This window comes from Parapedobacter sp. ISTM3 (genome assembly GCF_016533505.1).
In the GTDB taxonomy this organism is placed as follows: Bacteria; Bacteroidota; Bacteroidia; order Sphingobacteriales; family Sphingobacteriaceae; genus Parapedobacter; species Parapedobacter luteus.
Genome location: NZ_JAENGN010000005.1, coordinates 106,470 through 123,111, shown reverse-complemented (window position 1 = coordinate 123,111; position 16,642 = coordinate 106,470). Strand labels below are relative to the sequence as shown.

The 16,642-nt window shown below is 54.9% G+C and carries 9 protein-coding genes; 1 reads left to right on the top strand and 8 read right to left on the bottom strand.

Features of this window, described 5'->3' with window-relative positions; all coding sequences use genetic code 11:
• Positions 1-19: 19 nt before the first annotated feature.
• Genes JHJ32_RS08950 through JHJ32_RS08920 form a run of 7 tightly spaced genes read right to left on the bottom strand, consistent with a single transcriptional unit; the run spans position 20 to position 14,262 of the window.
• Positions 20-2,059: a glycoside hydrolase family 2 protein gene (locus JHJ32_RS08950; protein WP_200120754.1), complete on the bottom strand. Its 2,040-nt coding sequence runs from the start codon at positions 2,057-2,059 to the stop codon at positions 20-22.
• Between the two features lie 17 nt (positions 2,060-2,076).
• Complete coding sequence (locus JHJ32_RS08945; RefSeq protein ID WP_233632570.1) at positions 2,077-4,677, bottom strand: beta-L-arabinofuranosidase domain-containing protein; 2,601 nt, start codon at positions 4,675-4,677, stop codon at positions 2,077-2,079.
• Entirely contained in the window at positions 4,677-6,935 is a 2,259-nt protein-coding gene (locus tag JHJ32_RS08940) for a TIM-barrel domain-containing protein (protein ID WP_200120752.1), read from the bottom strand. The genes JHJ32_RS08945 and JHJ32_RS08940 overlap by 1 nt, the downstream gene beginning before the upstream one ends.
• Positions 6,936-6,965: 30 nt before the next feature.
• A complete protein-coding gene (locus JHJ32_RS08935) occupies positions 6,966-8,765 on the bottom strand; it encodes an FAD-dependent oxidoreductase (protein ID WP_200120751.1) in 1,800 nt (599 codons plus the stop codon).
• Entirely contained in the window at positions 8,762-9,730 is a 969-nt protein-coding gene (locus JHJ32_RS08930; protein WP_200120750.1) for a hypothetical protein, read from the bottom strand. Before JHJ32_RS08930 ends, JHJ32_RS08935 begins: the two co-directional genes overlap by 4 nt.
• Positions 9,721-11,214, bottom strand: coding sequence for a RagB/SusD family nutrient uptake outer membrane protein (locus tag JHJ32_RS08925; RefSeq protein WP_233632569.1), 1,494 nt, complete (start codon positions 11,212-11,214; stop codon positions 9,721-9,723). The genes JHJ32_RS08930 and JHJ32_RS08925 overlap by 10 nt, the downstream gene beginning before the upstream one ends.
• Before the next feature lie 33 nt (positions 11,215-11,247).
• A complete protein-coding gene (locus tag JHJ32_RS08920; protein WP_200120748.1) occupies positions 11,248-14,262 on the bottom strand; it encodes a TonB-dependent receptor in 3,015 nt (1,004 codons plus the stop codon).
• Positions 14,263-14,470: 208 nt separating this feature from the next.
• Between JHJ32_RS08920 and JHJ32_RS08915 the strand changes: the two genes are divergently transcribed.
• The gene (locus tag JHJ32_RS08915) at positions 14,471-15,493 is read left to right on the top strand and encodes a GntR family transcriptional regulator (protein WP_079715229.1); all 1,023 of its coding nucleotides are present in this window, start codon (positions 14,471-14,473) and stop codon (positions 15,491-15,493) included.
• A gap of 14 nt (positions 15,494-15,507) precedes the next feature.
• Here the strand turns inward: JHJ32_RS08915 and JHJ32_RS08910 are convergent, their stop codons facing one another.
• Positions 15,508-16,623: an NAD(P)-binding domain-containing protein gene (locus JHJ32_RS08910; protein ID WP_079715228.1), complete on the bottom strand. Its 1,116-nt coding sequence runs from the start codon at positions 16,621-16,623 to the stop codon at positions 15,508-15,510.
• Positions 16,624-16,642 lie beyond the last annotated feature (19 nt).

Below are 16,642 nucleotides of genomic sequence, written 5' to 3'. Positions count from 1 at the left end.
CTTTATAGGTACTGTAAAATCAATTCTTTTCCTTCAACGTCATGGTTTGCTGCAAGGCTACATAACCTGTGGGCTTGACGACTTTCAGCAAAATATCCTCCTGGAATCCGGTCACAGGCAAGGTGATCTCCGCGCTTTCGCCCGGTTCCAGGTCCGGTAAGCTCACCCGGGTATGTGGCGTTTCCAGCACATAGCCCTGTACCCTGTAGGCCGGGAAATCGGCCCGTGCACTTATTTTCAGCCGCAGCTCATGCACACCCTTACCCCCGGACTGAAAACCCGTTTTTTCCACGGTCAGTGGAGCCATTTGCTGTTGGTAAACCTGATAAGCCGGCCGGGCCGAGCGATCCGGCCCCACCAGCCCCCACGGCCGGTAGCCGTTGGCATTGCTGCCGTAGTAGCGGCTTTGGTAATCGTTGTAGGTCCACCATGCCCCACCGGCCACGTAAGGGCGCTTCCGGAGTTCACCCATCACCTCATTGATGTGCTGTACCTGCCCGGCTTCACCTTTTGCGTTGTCTGCCCGCACGCCCCATTCACTGATCAGGACCGGCTTATCCGGATAAAGCCGGTGGATGTGATCCAGCGCCTTGGCGTGGTTGCCATAGATATTGGCGCTTATAAAGTCCACATACTGGCTTGCTTCGTCCTCCGGTTTTTCCGGCAGGCTATTCAGCCGCATGGTGGCAAAGGTATACAGCCTTGTGGCGTCCAGTTCCTTCGCGTAGGCGATCATATCTTTGGTCCAGCGCTGGCCCTCTGGCTCGTCTGACAGGTACTCATTGCCTACACTGTACGCAATTACGCTCGGATGATTCCAGTCGCGTTCAACCATCTCACGGAATTGCTGTTTGAACTTCGTGCGGATGGTGTCGTTGTCCAGTTGCTTCGGCGTAAGCTGCCAGTTGCCGGCTTCAGTAATGATCAGCATGCCGTACCGGTCTGCCAGGTCGTAGAAATATTCCGCCGGTGTATAATGCGTCAGGCGCTGAAACTCCATGCCCGCTTCCTTCATAAGCCGGAAATCCCGCTCAATGAGCCAGTCAGGTTCCAGTGAGCCTAAGCCCGGATAATCCAGCACGCGGTTGCCCCCACCCAACCGCACAGGCCGGCCGTTCAGCAGCAGCTGCGCATCGCGGACCTCCACTTTGCGGATCCCGAAGTTTGTCGCCAGGGTATCGTTGCCCACCGCTGCCGCGAGGTTATACAATGTGGGCGAATTGACGTCCCACAGCTCGGTTTGGGCGGCAGAAAGCTTGCTGCTGGATTCCAGTGTGAGCGTTTCGCCTGCTGGTATGCGCACGGCGCCGGTTTGCCACCGCAGCGGAACGGTCTGCTCGCCAAGGCGCACGGTGAAATCGGCTTTGGGCGAAACCGCCTGCTTTGACGCATTGCGTATGCGGACTTTTGTCTTCAGTACAGCATCGCCTTTGTCCAGGTCAGGCGTCGCCTCCACCTTCAGGTTTTCGATGTAGACCTCGGGTTCCACGGTCAGGTACACCGGCCGGATCAGTCCACCGTAGTTGATCCAGGCCGGATACGAACCGTTGATATCATAATTATCCTTCACCGCCGGCACGGTATTCAGCTTCCAAGTGTCGTTGCTTACAGACACAGCCAGCAGGTTATCACCGTCCTTCAGGTAATCGGTTATATCAAAATGAAAAGGCGTGTACCCCCCTTCATGCGTACCTACCTCTTGCCCGTTCAGCCATACCCTTGTGAGGTAATAGGCCGCATCAAAATGCAGGATCACACGCTCGCCAGACGTGGGCTTCCACGCAAATGATTTGCGGTACCATGCTGTGCCCGTGTAAAACAGGTAACGCGGATCGGAAGAAAAACAGTGTGGCACCGTCACGATGTCCTGTCTATTGGTCCGAGTTATGCCATCAAGGTACCATTGACCGCTTATGCCCTGATCGGCCAGATCAAGCGCAAATGTCCATTCGCCGTGCAGCGTGATGGCGTTGGGATGCCGGATATGGTATTGGGCCAATACGTCACCCGTAAAACCACAGGCCAAAACCAGCAGGATCAATCGTTTAATTCCGTTCATTTCAATACAAGTTAAGTCTAGTTCGTTAATTTGATCACCTTCAGCCCCAATGGCGGTAAATCTACCGCGAAACGCCCTTCTTCCACCCGCACGTCCTCGAGTTTCTCGCCCTTTTCATCCAATAAAACGGCTGTGGAATATGCCGGCAGCGCAAGCCCTTGGAGCGATACCGAACTGCGCTGCGCCGCCGTGCTGTTGTTCAATAGCATCAGGTACATAGCGGTTCCACGGGTTGCTTTCGCTGCCATGAAATCCACCCGGGGGTTTTCAACGGTTACCGCCCCTACCGGGAGATACAGCGTTGCCGGAGCACCGAAAATCTGTCCGTCGGCAAAACCATACGGCTGGTGCGGCCCTACCTTCGGCGTGATGAAGCCTTTGGGAAAACTGATCTGTCCGTCGGAGCGTAGAGCGATTTCCGCAATCAGGTAATCCGTGATCCACCCCACCTGCCACCACGCGTGATGGGGAAACGGGCCTGACCCCGCATCCATTCGCGCCCAGTAGTAGGAAGCCACGCGGGTGGCCGGATCCACGAAGGCGTCGCGCCCCCAGGCAGCGGCGCGCGCCATATCCAAAAACAGGCGCTCACCCGTCAGGCCCGCCATCCGTACAAACAGGCCGGCATGGCTGGCCAGCAGGATCGGGCCGCCACCGTTTGCCGAGCCCAGTGTTCCTCCATGCTCAAAACTAAGGCCTACCTGCGAAATTTCCCAATCTTCCTTTCGCTTTCCTTTTACTTCCTTGACCCGTTGCGAGGGTGTCGGATGGGTATACACCGAGGCGGTGTAAATCCTCGCCGCATCAATGGCAGCCTGGCGGTATACGGTATCGCCCGTCTGCTCATAGAGGTCCAGCAACGCCTGGGCGCTTTGTCCTGTCGCAAAGTCCGGTACAAAGCGCACATCGCCGCATACCCCCAGGAAATGCCCCTTGTTTACGGCCTCACGCACGTACCAGTCGGCACCCCGGATAGCGCCCTGAAGGTATTTTTTATCGCCCAGCAGGCGGTGGGCCACCAGGAGCCCATAAAACGTAGGGCGCAAATCCAGCTGGTCGGTAAATGCAGGCTGCTCGGTATGCCGGTCGTACGCCACCTGCCAGCTTCCATCGGGCCGCTGCCATTCCAGCAGCTTGTCTGCTCCCCGCCTCAGGCGGTCTTTCAGTTCCTTGTCGTCCGGCTCGAAAAGCAGAATGTTGCCAATGTCCAGCAGCGTATAGTACGTCAGGGCAATGGGTTCCACATAATCGCCCCACTCTTCGGTAAACCGCTTGCTTTTCCATAAATAATACTGTCCAACCGCTGCGCCCTGGAAAAACCCATCTGCGGTCTGCTGCTGTGTCAGTTTAAAGTTCCGCGCCGGCTGTAGCCGGGTTTCGTTCAGCACGGCATCCTGCGTAATGCGGGCCAGCATCCACATGGCTCCGTAATCCGCATTTTTCATCGCGTCTTTATCGGCACCCACTACTCCTCCAAGATACGATTGCGCCCCTATCTGCAGCCCCTGGTAGTTATGGACGTTCCATAGCGATGTCGAGTCATCCTTCAGGTAGTCCAGCATTGAGCGCACGCGGTCGGTCAGTGACTGCCGCGTATTCTTGAGCCGCACGGCTTCATCAAAGTCATAGACGTCATAGATGGCGTGTCTGTATACCTCAAACCAGTCGGCGCGTTGCAGCGAATACCTGAACCGGAAGACGCGCTCTTCACCCGCATTCAGGTAGGAATCCACCTCACCCAGCACCGGATGGTACAGTGTGGGAGAAAGCCCACCCCCGCGGTTCATCAGCGACAGGCCGAGCCGCCATTGGTCGCGCGAATCCCTGCTGTCCGCCCAGGGATCAGCGGCCGTGCCCGGTTCGGGGATTACGGCCAACGTCACGCCCTGTTTGTTTTGGATGAAAGGTGCCAGCGTGCTTGCCGTACGTTCGCGCACCACCACCGGGAGGCTGGGGATGCCCTGCCCGTAGGCATAGGCCCGCAGCAGGTCCGGCTGGATGGCACGGCCCTGGAAATAACCGGGCAGCATGGCCCATTCCAGATCACCCGGCTCGGTGTTGAAAAGTGTGGGCGTCGCAAATGAAAAATAACCAGCCTGCCTGGCCGTCACACGCATTTCCACGAGCACATCATGGCCATAAAGGCGATCCAGCGACCAGGTGATCTGCGCGGTAAACCGATCCGTTTGGTGCATAAATTCTACCCCGTGGGCCGAGGATCTGGCGCTTGACGGAAAAAACGAAACCGCCTCGCCCGCCGTATTCAGCGGCACCGGACGGAAACAATCCCGCCACCGGCTAACAATGTATTTATATTCGTCAAAGACATGGCCTTTCGCTTCGGCAAGCAGCCCGGTGTTTATGGCGGTATCGGGCTTGCCGGCCGTATATAGCCCCACATAGCTACCCTCCGGAGCATCCAGAGCGAGGGAATCTGCACCGGGATTCAGAACGATTTCCCGCAGTACATACCCGCCGGCAGTGGGTACCCATTTCAAGCGCAGGTGCCCGTTTTCCAGCACCACGTTTTGCTGGGCAAACAAGCAGGCCGGCACCAGGTGTGCCAATAGCAATAACACCGATGTAAAGGATTGTTTTTCGCAACGTCTCATAGTCATCAATCAAGGCGGGTTAAGTGATATTCCATAGCGGGTTCTATCGGGAAGGAAAACGACGATTGCAGGTCATCCAACCCGATGACCTGTTCCTGGCCCGCTGCGCGGTTTTCAATGCGGTATTTCCCCGGTTTCCAGCCGGCGAACGATTTGTGGATGACGGCCGTACGCTCGCCGTCCGGAAAATAAAAGCGGTAGGTAAACGGCTCATCCCGAGTCGGGTAAACCCGGGCGTGGTAACGCTGGCCGGTTTGTTCAATGACTACACCTTTGCCGCCTACGAATACGGGTATCTTATCCAGGGGAAAAGCATAGCTCTCCAGCGTTGTAGGGCCCTCGAACCATTGTTTGCTTTCATAGTCCATCCATCTGCCCGCAGGAAGGTAAACATCCCGGGTCTTGGCCGTAGCATAGTCATTGCCATACAGCGGCGTTGCCAGCAAGGACTCCCCCAGCATCCATGCATATTGGCGCCGTTGCGTTCCCGCTAAGCGGTACGTGGCTGAATCATGAGGAAATGCCAGCGGCAGCGGTGTCATGGCATACGGAAAGCCGGTGTGATAACCTTTGACGGCTTCGCTGTATAAATAAGCGGCATGCGCCGCATGCCAGTGCGCCGCCTTCTTCACGGCATTCTCGTAGGCCGGCGATTCCAGGTGCCAGGGCCCATATCCCATGGCCATTACCGGGCTTACGGCCACGGTCATCGCATTGCGCACGAAATACAGCTTCTGATCATCGGTCAAGGGCTTCTCCAGATACTTGCCAGCTACAATATCCAGGTAAACCGCCGAAACGCCGCTCGCCGCGTAATTAAGGCCATTGATCAGCGGTCGGTCCTGGTCAAACCCGTGCTTCGTGTCTTCCAGCCTAAGGATGTCGCCCGCTACCGAATAAGCACTGTTTCTGGCCATGACCAAGTAGCCACGCTCCATCAGCGCTTCATTCACCTTGTTCAGCTTGGCATCGTTATCGAGTTTCTTGCCATCAAAGAGCATCAGGCCTTCCTTAAACCCATCCACTCCCCACCGGTCTGCCCCGGCCAAGTACCAATCCACGGCCCCCGGCTTTTTACCATCCAGCAGGAACACCTTTCCCTGCGGAAAATTCACCCGGTAGGTTTCAGGCTTTCCGCCGCCGATAAAATAGTTCTTCGCAAGACCTTCCTGCATATATTTCCCGTCGTTCTCCGGTGTATAGAAGCCCCCATACCCCTCGGGGGCCTTGAAGTTTATGCGCAAGCCCAGCAAGAGGCTGATATCCCGGGCCCTGAAAAAATCCTTGAACGCCTGCGGATCCGGATAGCGCGGGTTCGGCAGGCCATCCTTCCTGCCAGCGGTAGCCGCGTCATCCCAGATACCGAAACTCGTGGTAGCGCCTTCTGTGGGTTTGCGCCGCTCACCCTTCCAGAATCCCGATCCCACCACCGCCCATTTCAGCGGATACCCGCGCTCCAGATAAGCCGCAATGTCCTGCTCCACGGAAGACTGGTAAGTGTTCCATCCCAACGAACCGAAAGCCTCGTAGCCCAACTGGAAAAACCGGTACTTCGGCTTCAGATCCGGATAACCTTCCGCTGCCTTCACCTGTTTATAGGCCTGGTAAATCTGCTTGGGCATACCGAAAAAATAGTAAATCGTCGCGGCCTTCGCTGCGGCAACGCCAAGCCTGTTTTCCGTTGGGGTGATGGCCACCCGCTTGGTCCGCTCGCTGAACAGTACCTGCGCAAAGTTGTGGGCCGGGAAAACGGTAAACGTGGAGATAAACCGATGCTCGTTGTTACGGTTTCCGAAATCATCGTCCCTGAATCCCGTCACATCGGTACTCGCACCGAAGCCACCGTGGTCTCCCAGCCCATATGCCGGGCTGAGCGGTGCCGCCCGGAAGTCGATACGGTACAGCTGCTCCGGTACAGCGGCGTCCCCCTCAGGTGTCAGCGTCATCGAAAAGAAATCATCACCAAGCCGGAGGCGTATTTTGGCCGTCAAGCCGGCCGTGCTGGTCACACGGGCGATGAGCGAGTCGCCACCGTATTGCAGCACACGCCCCTCACGGATGCCGTGCATGCCTGTGTCCGTCACATGGGAAAAGACCGGATTTCCCAGCGCATGCCGAGGCATGTGCTTTTGCGCACTTTCCGCCCACATGGCCATGGTGGTGGTATCGACATAAAGCGTATAACCAGCCCGAGCAAGCGCGATGGTTGCTTGGCCTTGCGCATACGCCGCCGCCGCTCCCAGGAGCAAGCACAGCGCAATCAAAATCTTTTGCACTATCAACACCACGCCTTCCTAGTCCTTGATCATTGCCACAAGTTCGTCCAAATGATCTTCATAGACACCCCTTGGCGTTGTATTGTGCGCCTTGGCAATGGATGCGGCCATCCCGACCACCTCACCCATCATCCCGCAGGTCCGCATTACGCGGGTACTTCCAAAAGCCACATGCGTGGTACTGATGTTGCGGCCGGCCATAAACAGGTTGGGAATATTGCGGCTATACAGGCAACGATAAGGTATTGTATAAGGCGCCACCCGGATGTGTTCAGTACCGGCAAAAAACTCTTCCCCCGGGAAATAAAGGCTGTTTTCTTTCTGCGGAAAATGCAGGTCAATGGTCCATGTGGCCGTCACCGTGGCGTCCGGATACATCTTGCCCTCCTGTATGTCCATTTGGGTCAGCACATGATCGCCCAGCAAGCGCCGGGATTCCCGTTTACCGCCAATGTATGCCACCCAGGCCAGCTCACGCTTGCCGTATTTCTCGGTCTTGTTATTCTTCAGGTATGACCAGTTGCCGTAAACCGCACGGAGGTTATGGTCACGGATTTTCTCGGCCTCGGTAATGGTGTTCATGTTGCCGAAGCCCGTCTCCCACTGCCAGTCGGACCGTTCCTCATCAATGTGGTATTCATCTGAAAACGGCAAGGCCCACGGGGTTTCGGGAAAGCTTGTCACCGAATCCACGGGCAGCGAAGCCCAGAGGTTTGACGTGCCCAAGGTAAAATCATCGGCCTTTTCCGGAGCCAGTGATTCCCCCGTTTCGGCCCGGCTTTCCCGTCCCATGCGGTAGTCTGCACCCGCAAGGTAGCCCACGGTGCCATCGCCCGTGCAATCGGAAAAATAAGTACCCGTAAACCGGACTTCCCTGTTGGTCTTGATGTTCCGGCCAATAACCGCTGAAATCCGTCCCCCCTCCATCTCCACCTGGTAAACATGCGTATTCAGGTACAGGTCTATATTCTTTTCATAACTGACCACGTCCAGTTTCCGTTTGTCGCCATAGTCGCTTCCACTTGGATTTCCGTTTCCCGGATCGCCGTTATCCAGCTCGCGCACCACCCTGCCCAGTTTGGGGTGATGGTTCTTGTCAATATCGCCGCGTAGGTGCACCCGCACTTCAGAGCTGTTATTGCCACCCAGGACCGGGCGATCCTGGATGAGCGCAACCTTCAGTCCCAGCCGCGCCGCCACTACAGCAGCACATGTACCCGCAATGCCGCCACCCACAACCACCAGATCAAAGTGCCCGGCTTCTTTCCGGGTCTGGTCCAGGCTGAGTAGCTCGTGCCGCAGACCGGACATCCCTGCAGAGTCCTGCGGCGGTTCACTGCCGGAGGTGCTGAAAAGCAATGCATCACAGCGCCCGTTGAAACCGGTCAGGTCCTTCAGCCGTATTTCAGCGTCAGCCTCATCAACCTTCACCTCACCGCCGTAATACCATTTCCAGTCTACTGAACCGCTTTCGCCGAACACACCCCCTGCCGGCTTGCCGTTCACCCACACCTGAAATTTACCCGGTCCTTTCGGGAACGGTGCCCAGTCTTTTGTCCGCACCCACAGGTGATACGTGCCGGGTTGCTCAAACCGGACGGTCGTCGTGGCATCCGCCACGGGCCTTCCCATGCCATGCGCCATGAGGTACGACGATTGGATAACCGGGAACGACTGCTGGTCGATCACCCATCCCCCCGGATCATCAAATGATTCGGCTTCCACCAGAACCTGGGTCTGCGCTTTTACGTGCACTGACAGTGCCCCCAGTAAGGCCAGCAGGCAGTAACGGGCTATAAAATTCAGTGGTATCTTCATGATTGTCTGTTTAGTAAATGTTCTATTCGTTCTGCAATAACTTCGTTGAAATTACCTTTATCCGTCGCCAGGCGGGTTCTCAGCGCGTTGGTCAGCGGCAATTGCTCCATTTTGTCCAGGATGCCCAGCTTCAGCCGGTAGCTTCCGCCCAGGAACGTTTCCCACAGCCAATTCTGCCGTTCCTCACCGGAAAAATAGGTTGGGGAAAGCCGCTTCAGCACATGGGCGGCCAGGAAAACATTAGGGCTGCGGATCAGGTTGATCACCAGTTCCCGGTAGTCGGGCTCCACATTCCCCTGGTTGTCCATCACCTTATCCAACGCAAAATACTGATACCGGTGGTTACGGCTTTCCAGAAAATGCAGCAGCAAGGGTGGGTCCACCAAGCTATCGGTGATCTTGGCAATGGTATCCACCACGCGGCCATGAGCGATATGCCAAAGCGTATAGCACGTATACAGGGCTCCCGGTATGACCACCGCCTGCAGGGACTTTGCCGTGGCCCCGGTCACCGCGTCGACCTCGCCCGGCGAGGTCTTGGTGGCCGACTCCACAAGCTCCTCCATTTCGTAGTCTTTCAGCAGCGAGTTGGAGTCCGCCAATATCTCGTGCAGCTTCGCATATTCCTCCCGCTTGAACTCCTCGTGGTCCATCTTGGTTAGCGGCTCGTTGAGCGGAACCGTATACCGCAGATAGCTGCCCAGCAGGTCCCAATAGAGGTCTATATACACGGGCTTGCATACATCGTCGTCACAGACCGGCGTAAAGATACGCGCATGGTAATATCCGGGCACGCCGGCACTATCACACACCAGCCGGACCTCATAGCTTATCCCGTTATACTCGTTTACGAGATAAGCCAGAGAATCGGCCGCATGGGGCGTCCGCGCGTACGCAGCATTTACATTGGCGGCAGCAGCAATCGATATGAACAACACCAGTCTGCACATAGCGATCAGTTCCAATCAGGGTTTTGGGTCAGTTCCGGATTGGCATTGATTTCATCCTGCGGTATGGGGAAATACCTGTTTCTGGGCTGCACGTTCCTCACCGGATACACGTCATTTACCGCGTTGGGGATCACTTCAAGGAATTTCCCCGTACGCGTCAGGTCATACCAGCGGTCGCCCTCGGCAAAAAACTCCCAGGCCCGCTCCTGGATGACGGCATCAATGAAATCACCTTGGCTCAGCCCTGCCGGCAGCTCACCCAGGCCAGCCCTGGTCCTGATGGCATTCACATAGTCATACGCCTTGGCGGTGGGGCCATGAAGACGCGCCTCCGCCTCTGCCGCAATCAGGTAGATGTCTGCAAGCCTGAAAATGGGCAGGTTACGTGTGGAACTGGTCGTGGAGACCGGATCCTGGTATTTTTTTATCAATACACCTTCCGGCGTAATCGGGGTGATCTCCCGTTGGGGCACCCACCTCCCTGACCGGTCCAGATAAGTGGTATCCAGCAGCAGTCTCCTTTCATCAGCCGGATCAAAGGAGTTGAAGAAATCCATATAGGCAAACATGGAACCGTAGGAAGTACGGGCATATTCAACGCCCCCGCTGCCGGAAGGCCCCGTCAGCCCCACCATCTGGTGACCGTTGCCCGGGGAGATGGCATCTACTTCAAAGGCCCATATCATTTCCCTGCGCGCCTCTTCCTCATTTGCATGATGGAAAAGCTGTACCACATCATCAATAAGCGAATACGTCTGCGTCCCTAATATCGCCTCTGCTTTTTGCAGGGCAATCTCCCAATCTTCGTTATACAATGCGGCCTTTGCATGCAGCGCCTGGACGGCCTCCCGTGAAGGCCTGCCGGGCTCGACTGCCGGAAACGAAGGCAATCCGGCATTGTGAGCCATGTCCAGATCGGCATAGATCTGCGCATAAACCTCATTGAGCGGGCTTTTCGGCGTGTAAGCCTCGGCTTCTGTGGTGCTCGGCACTATTTTGACGGGAATCTCCCCGAAGTTTTTGGCCAGCATCCAGTGGTAAAATGCCCGTAGAAAATGCGCTTCCCCCATGATCTCCTGCTTCCGCGTCTCGCTCATTTGGGTCCCGGGCACCTTGGCGATGATCCAGTTCGCCCGTTCAATCCCCTGGTAGCAGGACGTCCATATCTGCTGGGGTGACTCATTCAGCCTACCCTGGCTCCGCTGCGTGGTATAGGTAGGCTCCACGGTAAACAACGTCAGCGTATTGCGGCCCACCACCGCACGTGGATACGTCTGGTCATCGCTGAAGTCAGGCACCAGCAAAGCCGCCGGCCCGCCATATAGCCCACCCAGTGCCCCATAGGCAGCAACCAACGCCTTTTCGGCGTCTGAAGCGGTCTGGTAGTAAGATTCGGTAAAAATTGACGAATAAATCGTTTCGTCAAGCTTGCACGCTGACATTCCCGAGCCAATAGCCAGGAACAGCATGGTTTTGTATAATTTGTTAAGCGATTTCATTGCCTGTTGTATTTTAATAACGGTCAAACCTGGTTAGAAACTCACCTGGACACCTCCAAGAAACGACTTGGCCTGCGGATAAACCAAGTTGTCGATACCTATCGTCGTGTTCGATCCTGCATAGGTATTTACTTCCGGATCAAAGCCGGAATAGTCCGTGAACGTAAAGAGATTATTCGCACTCACGTATAGCCGGATCCTGCTGATTTTACCTAGGCCCTGGAAGGTGTAACCTAAGTTGATGTTCCTTATCCGCAGGTATGAACCATCTTCCATCGCATAATCGGATATCGGCAGCCGGCCCGCCACAAACGGACTCACATATTGGTTGCTGGGATTCTCCGGTGTCCACCGGTTTACCATGCTTTTCAGCAAGTTGCGTTGGCCCAGCGGATTTTCAAACGAGAGCCGGCTGATGTTATAGATGTCGTTTCCGTACGTTCCGGAAAGCAGCACACTCAGATCAAAGTTTTTGTAGTTGAAGTTGGTCGAGAAGCCGAAGATAAAATTCGGATTCGGGTCTCCCGTAATCACCTGATCATCGGTATCGATGTCGCCATCGCCGTCGATGTCACGCACCTTATGGCCGCCCAGGCGCCCATCATACCCGGGAATGATGGTCTCCCCGGTTTGGTTGATGCCATCAAACACATAGGTCTTAAAGACACCCAGCGGCTCGCCGACCTTTAAAAGGGTATAATTGGTGATAAACCGCTCATCGGTTGTGCCACCATCCAGGTCCAGCACTTTATTCCGGTTTGCGGTAATGTTGGCCGATACGGACCAGCGGAAATCGGAATCAACAAGCACAGCATTAGTTGCCAGTTCGAACCCCCGGTTTTCCAGCGAAGCATAGTTGCCCGTTATTTCCCCATAGCCCGAAGACAAGGGCAACGCCTTCACAAACAGGAGGTCTTCCGTGCGCTTCTGGTAGTAGTCGGCCACGATGGACCACCTGTTGTTGAATAAGCTGATGTCAAGTCCCACATTCGTCTGCGTGGACTTCTCCCAGCGCAGGTCAGGATTGGCGATTCCCGTTGGGGCAATGCCCGTTTCCCATCCGTGGTTGAAATTATAGCCGCCGCTTGCGGCCACCATCGCCAAAGACTGGTATGGCGATATGCCGCCGGCATTTCCCGTGGTACCATAACTCGCCCGCAATTTCAGGTCGGTCAATTGTTTAAAATTTTGGAGAAAGGGCTCTTCGATAATCCGCCATGCAGCCGATACCGCCGGGAAGAACCCATATTTGTTGTTGGCACCGAATTTACTGGAACCGTCCACACGCGCCGTAACGTCCAGAAAGAATTTATCCCGGAATCCGTAATTCACACGCGCCATGTAAGAATCCAACCGCTGTCTTGTCCGTTCGCTGGACACCGTACGGTTCAGCGCCAGTTGCAATGCTTCGTTTTTTGTGGCATCGTTGGGAAAGCCCGTAGCCGACAGCAGGTTGCGCTTATAACTTTCCGACTGGGTAGCAAACAATCCCGTAAACTTCAAGGAGTGGTCATCGGCAATCTGTGTTGAGTAGGTAATCAAGCTCTCATGCAACAGGTTGAGGAAATCACGGTTATCCTTGGATCCCGAGCCGGAATTTTCATTGATATCCTGCTGGGCGATAATCGACAGCGGCGAATACGTATCGTATAACCGGTCATCCACGTCAATGTTGAATGACGCACGATAGGTCAACCCCGGGATCAGGGTATACTCGCCGTAAAAATTGCCCAATGTTCTTTTGAGCGTCCGCTGTTGCAGAATCTCGGTAAAATTCAACGGATTCACGACCTCGCGGTACCGCCCGCCGCGCTGTTCGGCAAACGGAAAGAGACTGCCGTCTTCGCGGTAAGGTTCCAGGGTAGGCGGCGCACCCAACGCCGCACCCAGCACGCTACCAGTGACTACACCCGCATTTCCCAGATCGGTAGAGCCGGCACTAATGCCATGGTTGACCGAATAGCTACCCAATATACTGCTTCCAATCCTCAGCCGTTCATTGATGCGGTGATCCATGTTCAATCGGACGGAGTAACGCTCAAAGCCTGAATTAATGATAATTCCCTCCTGGTCAAAATAATTGAAGGAAAGTGCCAGCTGCGTCTTTTCGTTGCCCCCGTTGACCGTCAACTGGTGATTTTGCATGGGTGCATCCTGAAAGATCAGGTCCTGCCAGTTAATCCCTTCACCCATGGCCGCAGGATCCGGATAAAAGTTGTCTTTGAACACCTCATTTTCCAGTTGCGCAAATTCCGCTGCGTTGAGCACGTCGAGGGTTTTGGCAACCTGCTGGACACCATAATAGCTCTCAACGTCTACCCTTGTGGCCCCGGCCTTGCCCCTTTTTGTCGTGATCAGGACAACACCGTTTGCAGCCCGGGCACCGTAGATGGCCGCCGCCGAGGCATCCTTGAGCACCTCTACAGATTCGATGTCATTGGGATTGATGGTAGACAACGGACTGACGTCGTTTACCCCCCCACCGTTCGAAACCTGGATACCGTCAATCACGTATAATGGCTCCGAGCTTCCGTTAATCGAGTTCGTTCCCCGGATCCGCATGCTGATGTTACCTCCGGGCGACCCCGAGTTTTGGTTTATCTGCACGCCCGCTACCCGCGCCTGCAGGCCCTGTGCCACGTTTGTCACCGGCATCTGGGTAAGCTCCTCGGACCGGACGGAAGCAATCGAACCTGTGGTCTCGATTTTCCGCTGCGTACCGTAGCCAACCACGACCACCTCGTCAAGCCCCATAGCCTCGCTCTCAAGCGCAACGTCGATTACGGCCCGGCCGCCGATTTCCTGCGCTGAAGCAGCAAAGCCAAGAAGCGAAAACGTGATCCGCTTGGCCGCGTCCATCAGCGTGATCCGATACCGGCCTTCGGCGTCGGTCTGCGTTTTTTGACCGGTCTCCGGAATAACAACGGTCACATGTTGTAAAGGTTTACCGTCGGTACGGTTGGTAACCGTCCCGGTCACGGTCTGCTGTGCAGTTGCCGTTGCTACCCAACAGCAAAAACAAAGAATAATGTAAAAAGATTTATCCATGGCTTACTCATAATTGGTTACTTTCCCTCATAACTGGTCTGGTGTGGTCTGGTATTTTAAACCACATTGCAAGTATACTACATTTGGTTTCATATCTCCAAATATTTTTGGAAAAACGGCTTTATCAATCAGTAATGTCCGAAACAGTCAATGGCACATCATATATGGTTTGGTTTGCACTGGTATTTCTTTACTTTTGTATCCTACTATGCAGACAACCGCCATTGATAGCCTTGCAGCTCCTGCTAACCAACGCATGAAATACATGCAGCTGGTCGATCATATCAATCAATTAATCGAATCTGATAAACTCCATATCGGCGACCGGTTGCCGTCCTTGAAGCAATTCGAAAAGGAACTGGGGATGAGTAAAGAGACGTTGTTGAAAGGGTTGAATCACCTCCTTGAGAAGGGTATTATCGAATCGGTCTACAGAAAAGGGTACTACGTCAAGAAAAAATCGGTAGACCATACCTACCGCGTGTTTTTGTTGTTGGACAAAATGAACATCATGCGTGATCGATTTTACCACACCTTATTCGATCAGTTGAAAGATGTCGCCGATGTAGACGTATACTTCCACCACCACAACCTTAAGGTATTCGAGAACCTCATCCGCGAAAACCTGAATAATTACACGCACTTTGTCGTCGCCACTTTTTTGAAAGACGACCCTTCTGATACGCTGAACCTTATCCCGCCACAAAAACGCATCATCATTGATTACGACCAACCGGGGTTAGACGGCGATTACTCCTGCGTATTCCAGGATTTTGAACACGACATTTACAGCGGGCTCACACAACTTAAACAACGGATTACCACCTATAAGAAACTTTTGCTCATCGCGCCGACGGAAGCCACACATGCCCGCCATGTCGTCGATGGTTTCCTGAAATTTTGCCTCGAACATCACATTCCTTACGCCATCCAGCATGAAGTGGAAGCCGGTAATTTCAAGAAAGGAAATGCGTACATCACGTTTAGCCGATACGACACGGACGATGTAGCCCTCATCAAACTCGCCCGGGGCAAAGGCTACAAACTCGGCAAGGATATTGGGTTGATTTCCTATAACGACACCGCCGTGAAGGAAGTTCTTGAAGATGGCATTACGGTGATTTCCACGGATTTTGAGGCGATGGGCAGGGCGGTCAGTAACGCGATCCTCCATCGTGAAACGGTGTCGATACGTAACCCGACCCATGTCATTGTCCGCAATTCGCTTTGAATATCGCCAGCATTTCAACGCGCATGAGTCAACCCCAGGTAATCCATGAGCTCGGTCGCCGCAGCCCTTCCGGCGCGGTTGGCTCCGATGGTAGACGCCGAAGGGCCGTAACCGACCAAGTGGATGCGCGGATTTTTTGCTACCATGGTAGCCAGCCGCCCTCCCATGACGATGCCTCCGTGCTCCTCCTTTAGCATCAAAGGCATCAGGTGATCCAACGAACTACGGAAGCCGGTACACCACAGAATGACATCGGCCATCACTTCACGGCCATCGGGCCACCGTACACCATGCGCCGTGATTTCGCTGAACATCGGCTGCCTATCCAACACACCTCGCTTGCGCATGGCATCGATTGCGGGGCTCCATGGCAATCCGGTGACGGACACCACAGAACCGGGCGGCAACCCCTTACGCACACGGGCCTCCACGATGGCTACGGCATCGCGGCCCGCTTTCTCGCCAAATGGGCCGCTACGAAAAATCGGCTCCTTTCTAGTCACCCATGTCGTGGTCGTCACACGCGAAATTTCGTCGAGCAGTTGGATGGCCGATATCCCCCCGCCCACAATGACGACATGCTTGCCCACGAACGCGTCAGCTGTCTGATAATCCCGGGTATGCAGCTGGACGCCCTCAAACAACCCTGCGCCCGGATAAACAGGAACATAGGGGGTCTCCCAGGTGCCCGTAGCATTGATGATACCCTGCGACGAAAAAAAACCGCGATCGGTCTCCACACGAAACCGGCTGTCGCGCTCACAAACAACCTTTACCTTTACCGGCCGATAAACGGTGAGACCGAATGTCTTTTCGTACACCTCGAAATAGTGTGGTACGGCAAGGTTAGCCTGCACCTCCGGTTGATTACCGGCTACCGTGTCTGAAAAGGGAAGCCCCGGCAGGTCATGGATACGGTTGACGGTGCGCAAGGTGAGTGATGGCCATCGGTATTGCCAAGCACCCCCTGGATGGGAAGATTGGTCTAACACGACAAAACCCCGGCCGATTTCAAGCCCTTGCTTTTTGAGGTGGTACGCGGCGGACAAGCCTGCTTGGCCGGCGCCGATAACGGCAATGCCCGTTTTGTACACCAGCCTTGAAGCCGATTGCAAAGTTGGCGTATCCATTTCCAAAGATAGGAAAGCG

Excerpts from the sequence above, each read along its gene's own strand:
- JHJ32_RS08920 (WP_200120748.1), bottom strand. The coding sequence starts at position 14,262 with ATGGATAAATCTTTTTACATTATTCTTTGTTTTTGCTGTTGGGTAGCA.
- JHJ32_RS08910 (WP_079715228.1), bottom strand. The coding sequence starts at position 16,623 with ATGGATACGCCAACTTTGCAATCGGCTTCAAGGCTGGTGTACAAAACG.
- JHJ32_RS08925 (WP_233632569.1), bottom strand. The coding sequence starts at position 11,214 with ATGAAATCGCTTAACAAATTATACAAAACCATGCTGTTCCTGGCTATT.
- JHJ32_RS08915 (WP_079715229.1), top strand. The coding sequence starts at position 14,471 with ATGCAGACAACCGCCATTGATAGCCTTGCAGCTCCTGCTAACCAACGC.
- JHJ32_RS08945 (WP_233632570.1), bottom strand. The coding sequence starts at position 4,677 with ATGACTATGAGACGTTGCGAAAAACAATCCTTTACATCGGTGTTATTG.
- JHJ32_RS08950 (WP_200120754.1), bottom strand. The coding sequence starts at position 2,059 with ATGAACGGAATTAAACGATTGATCCTGCTGGTTTTGGCCTGTGGTTTT.
- JHJ32_RS08935 (WP_200120751.1), bottom strand. The coding sequence starts at position 8,765 with ATGAAGATACCACTGAATTTTATAGCCCGTTACTGCCTGCTGGCCTTA.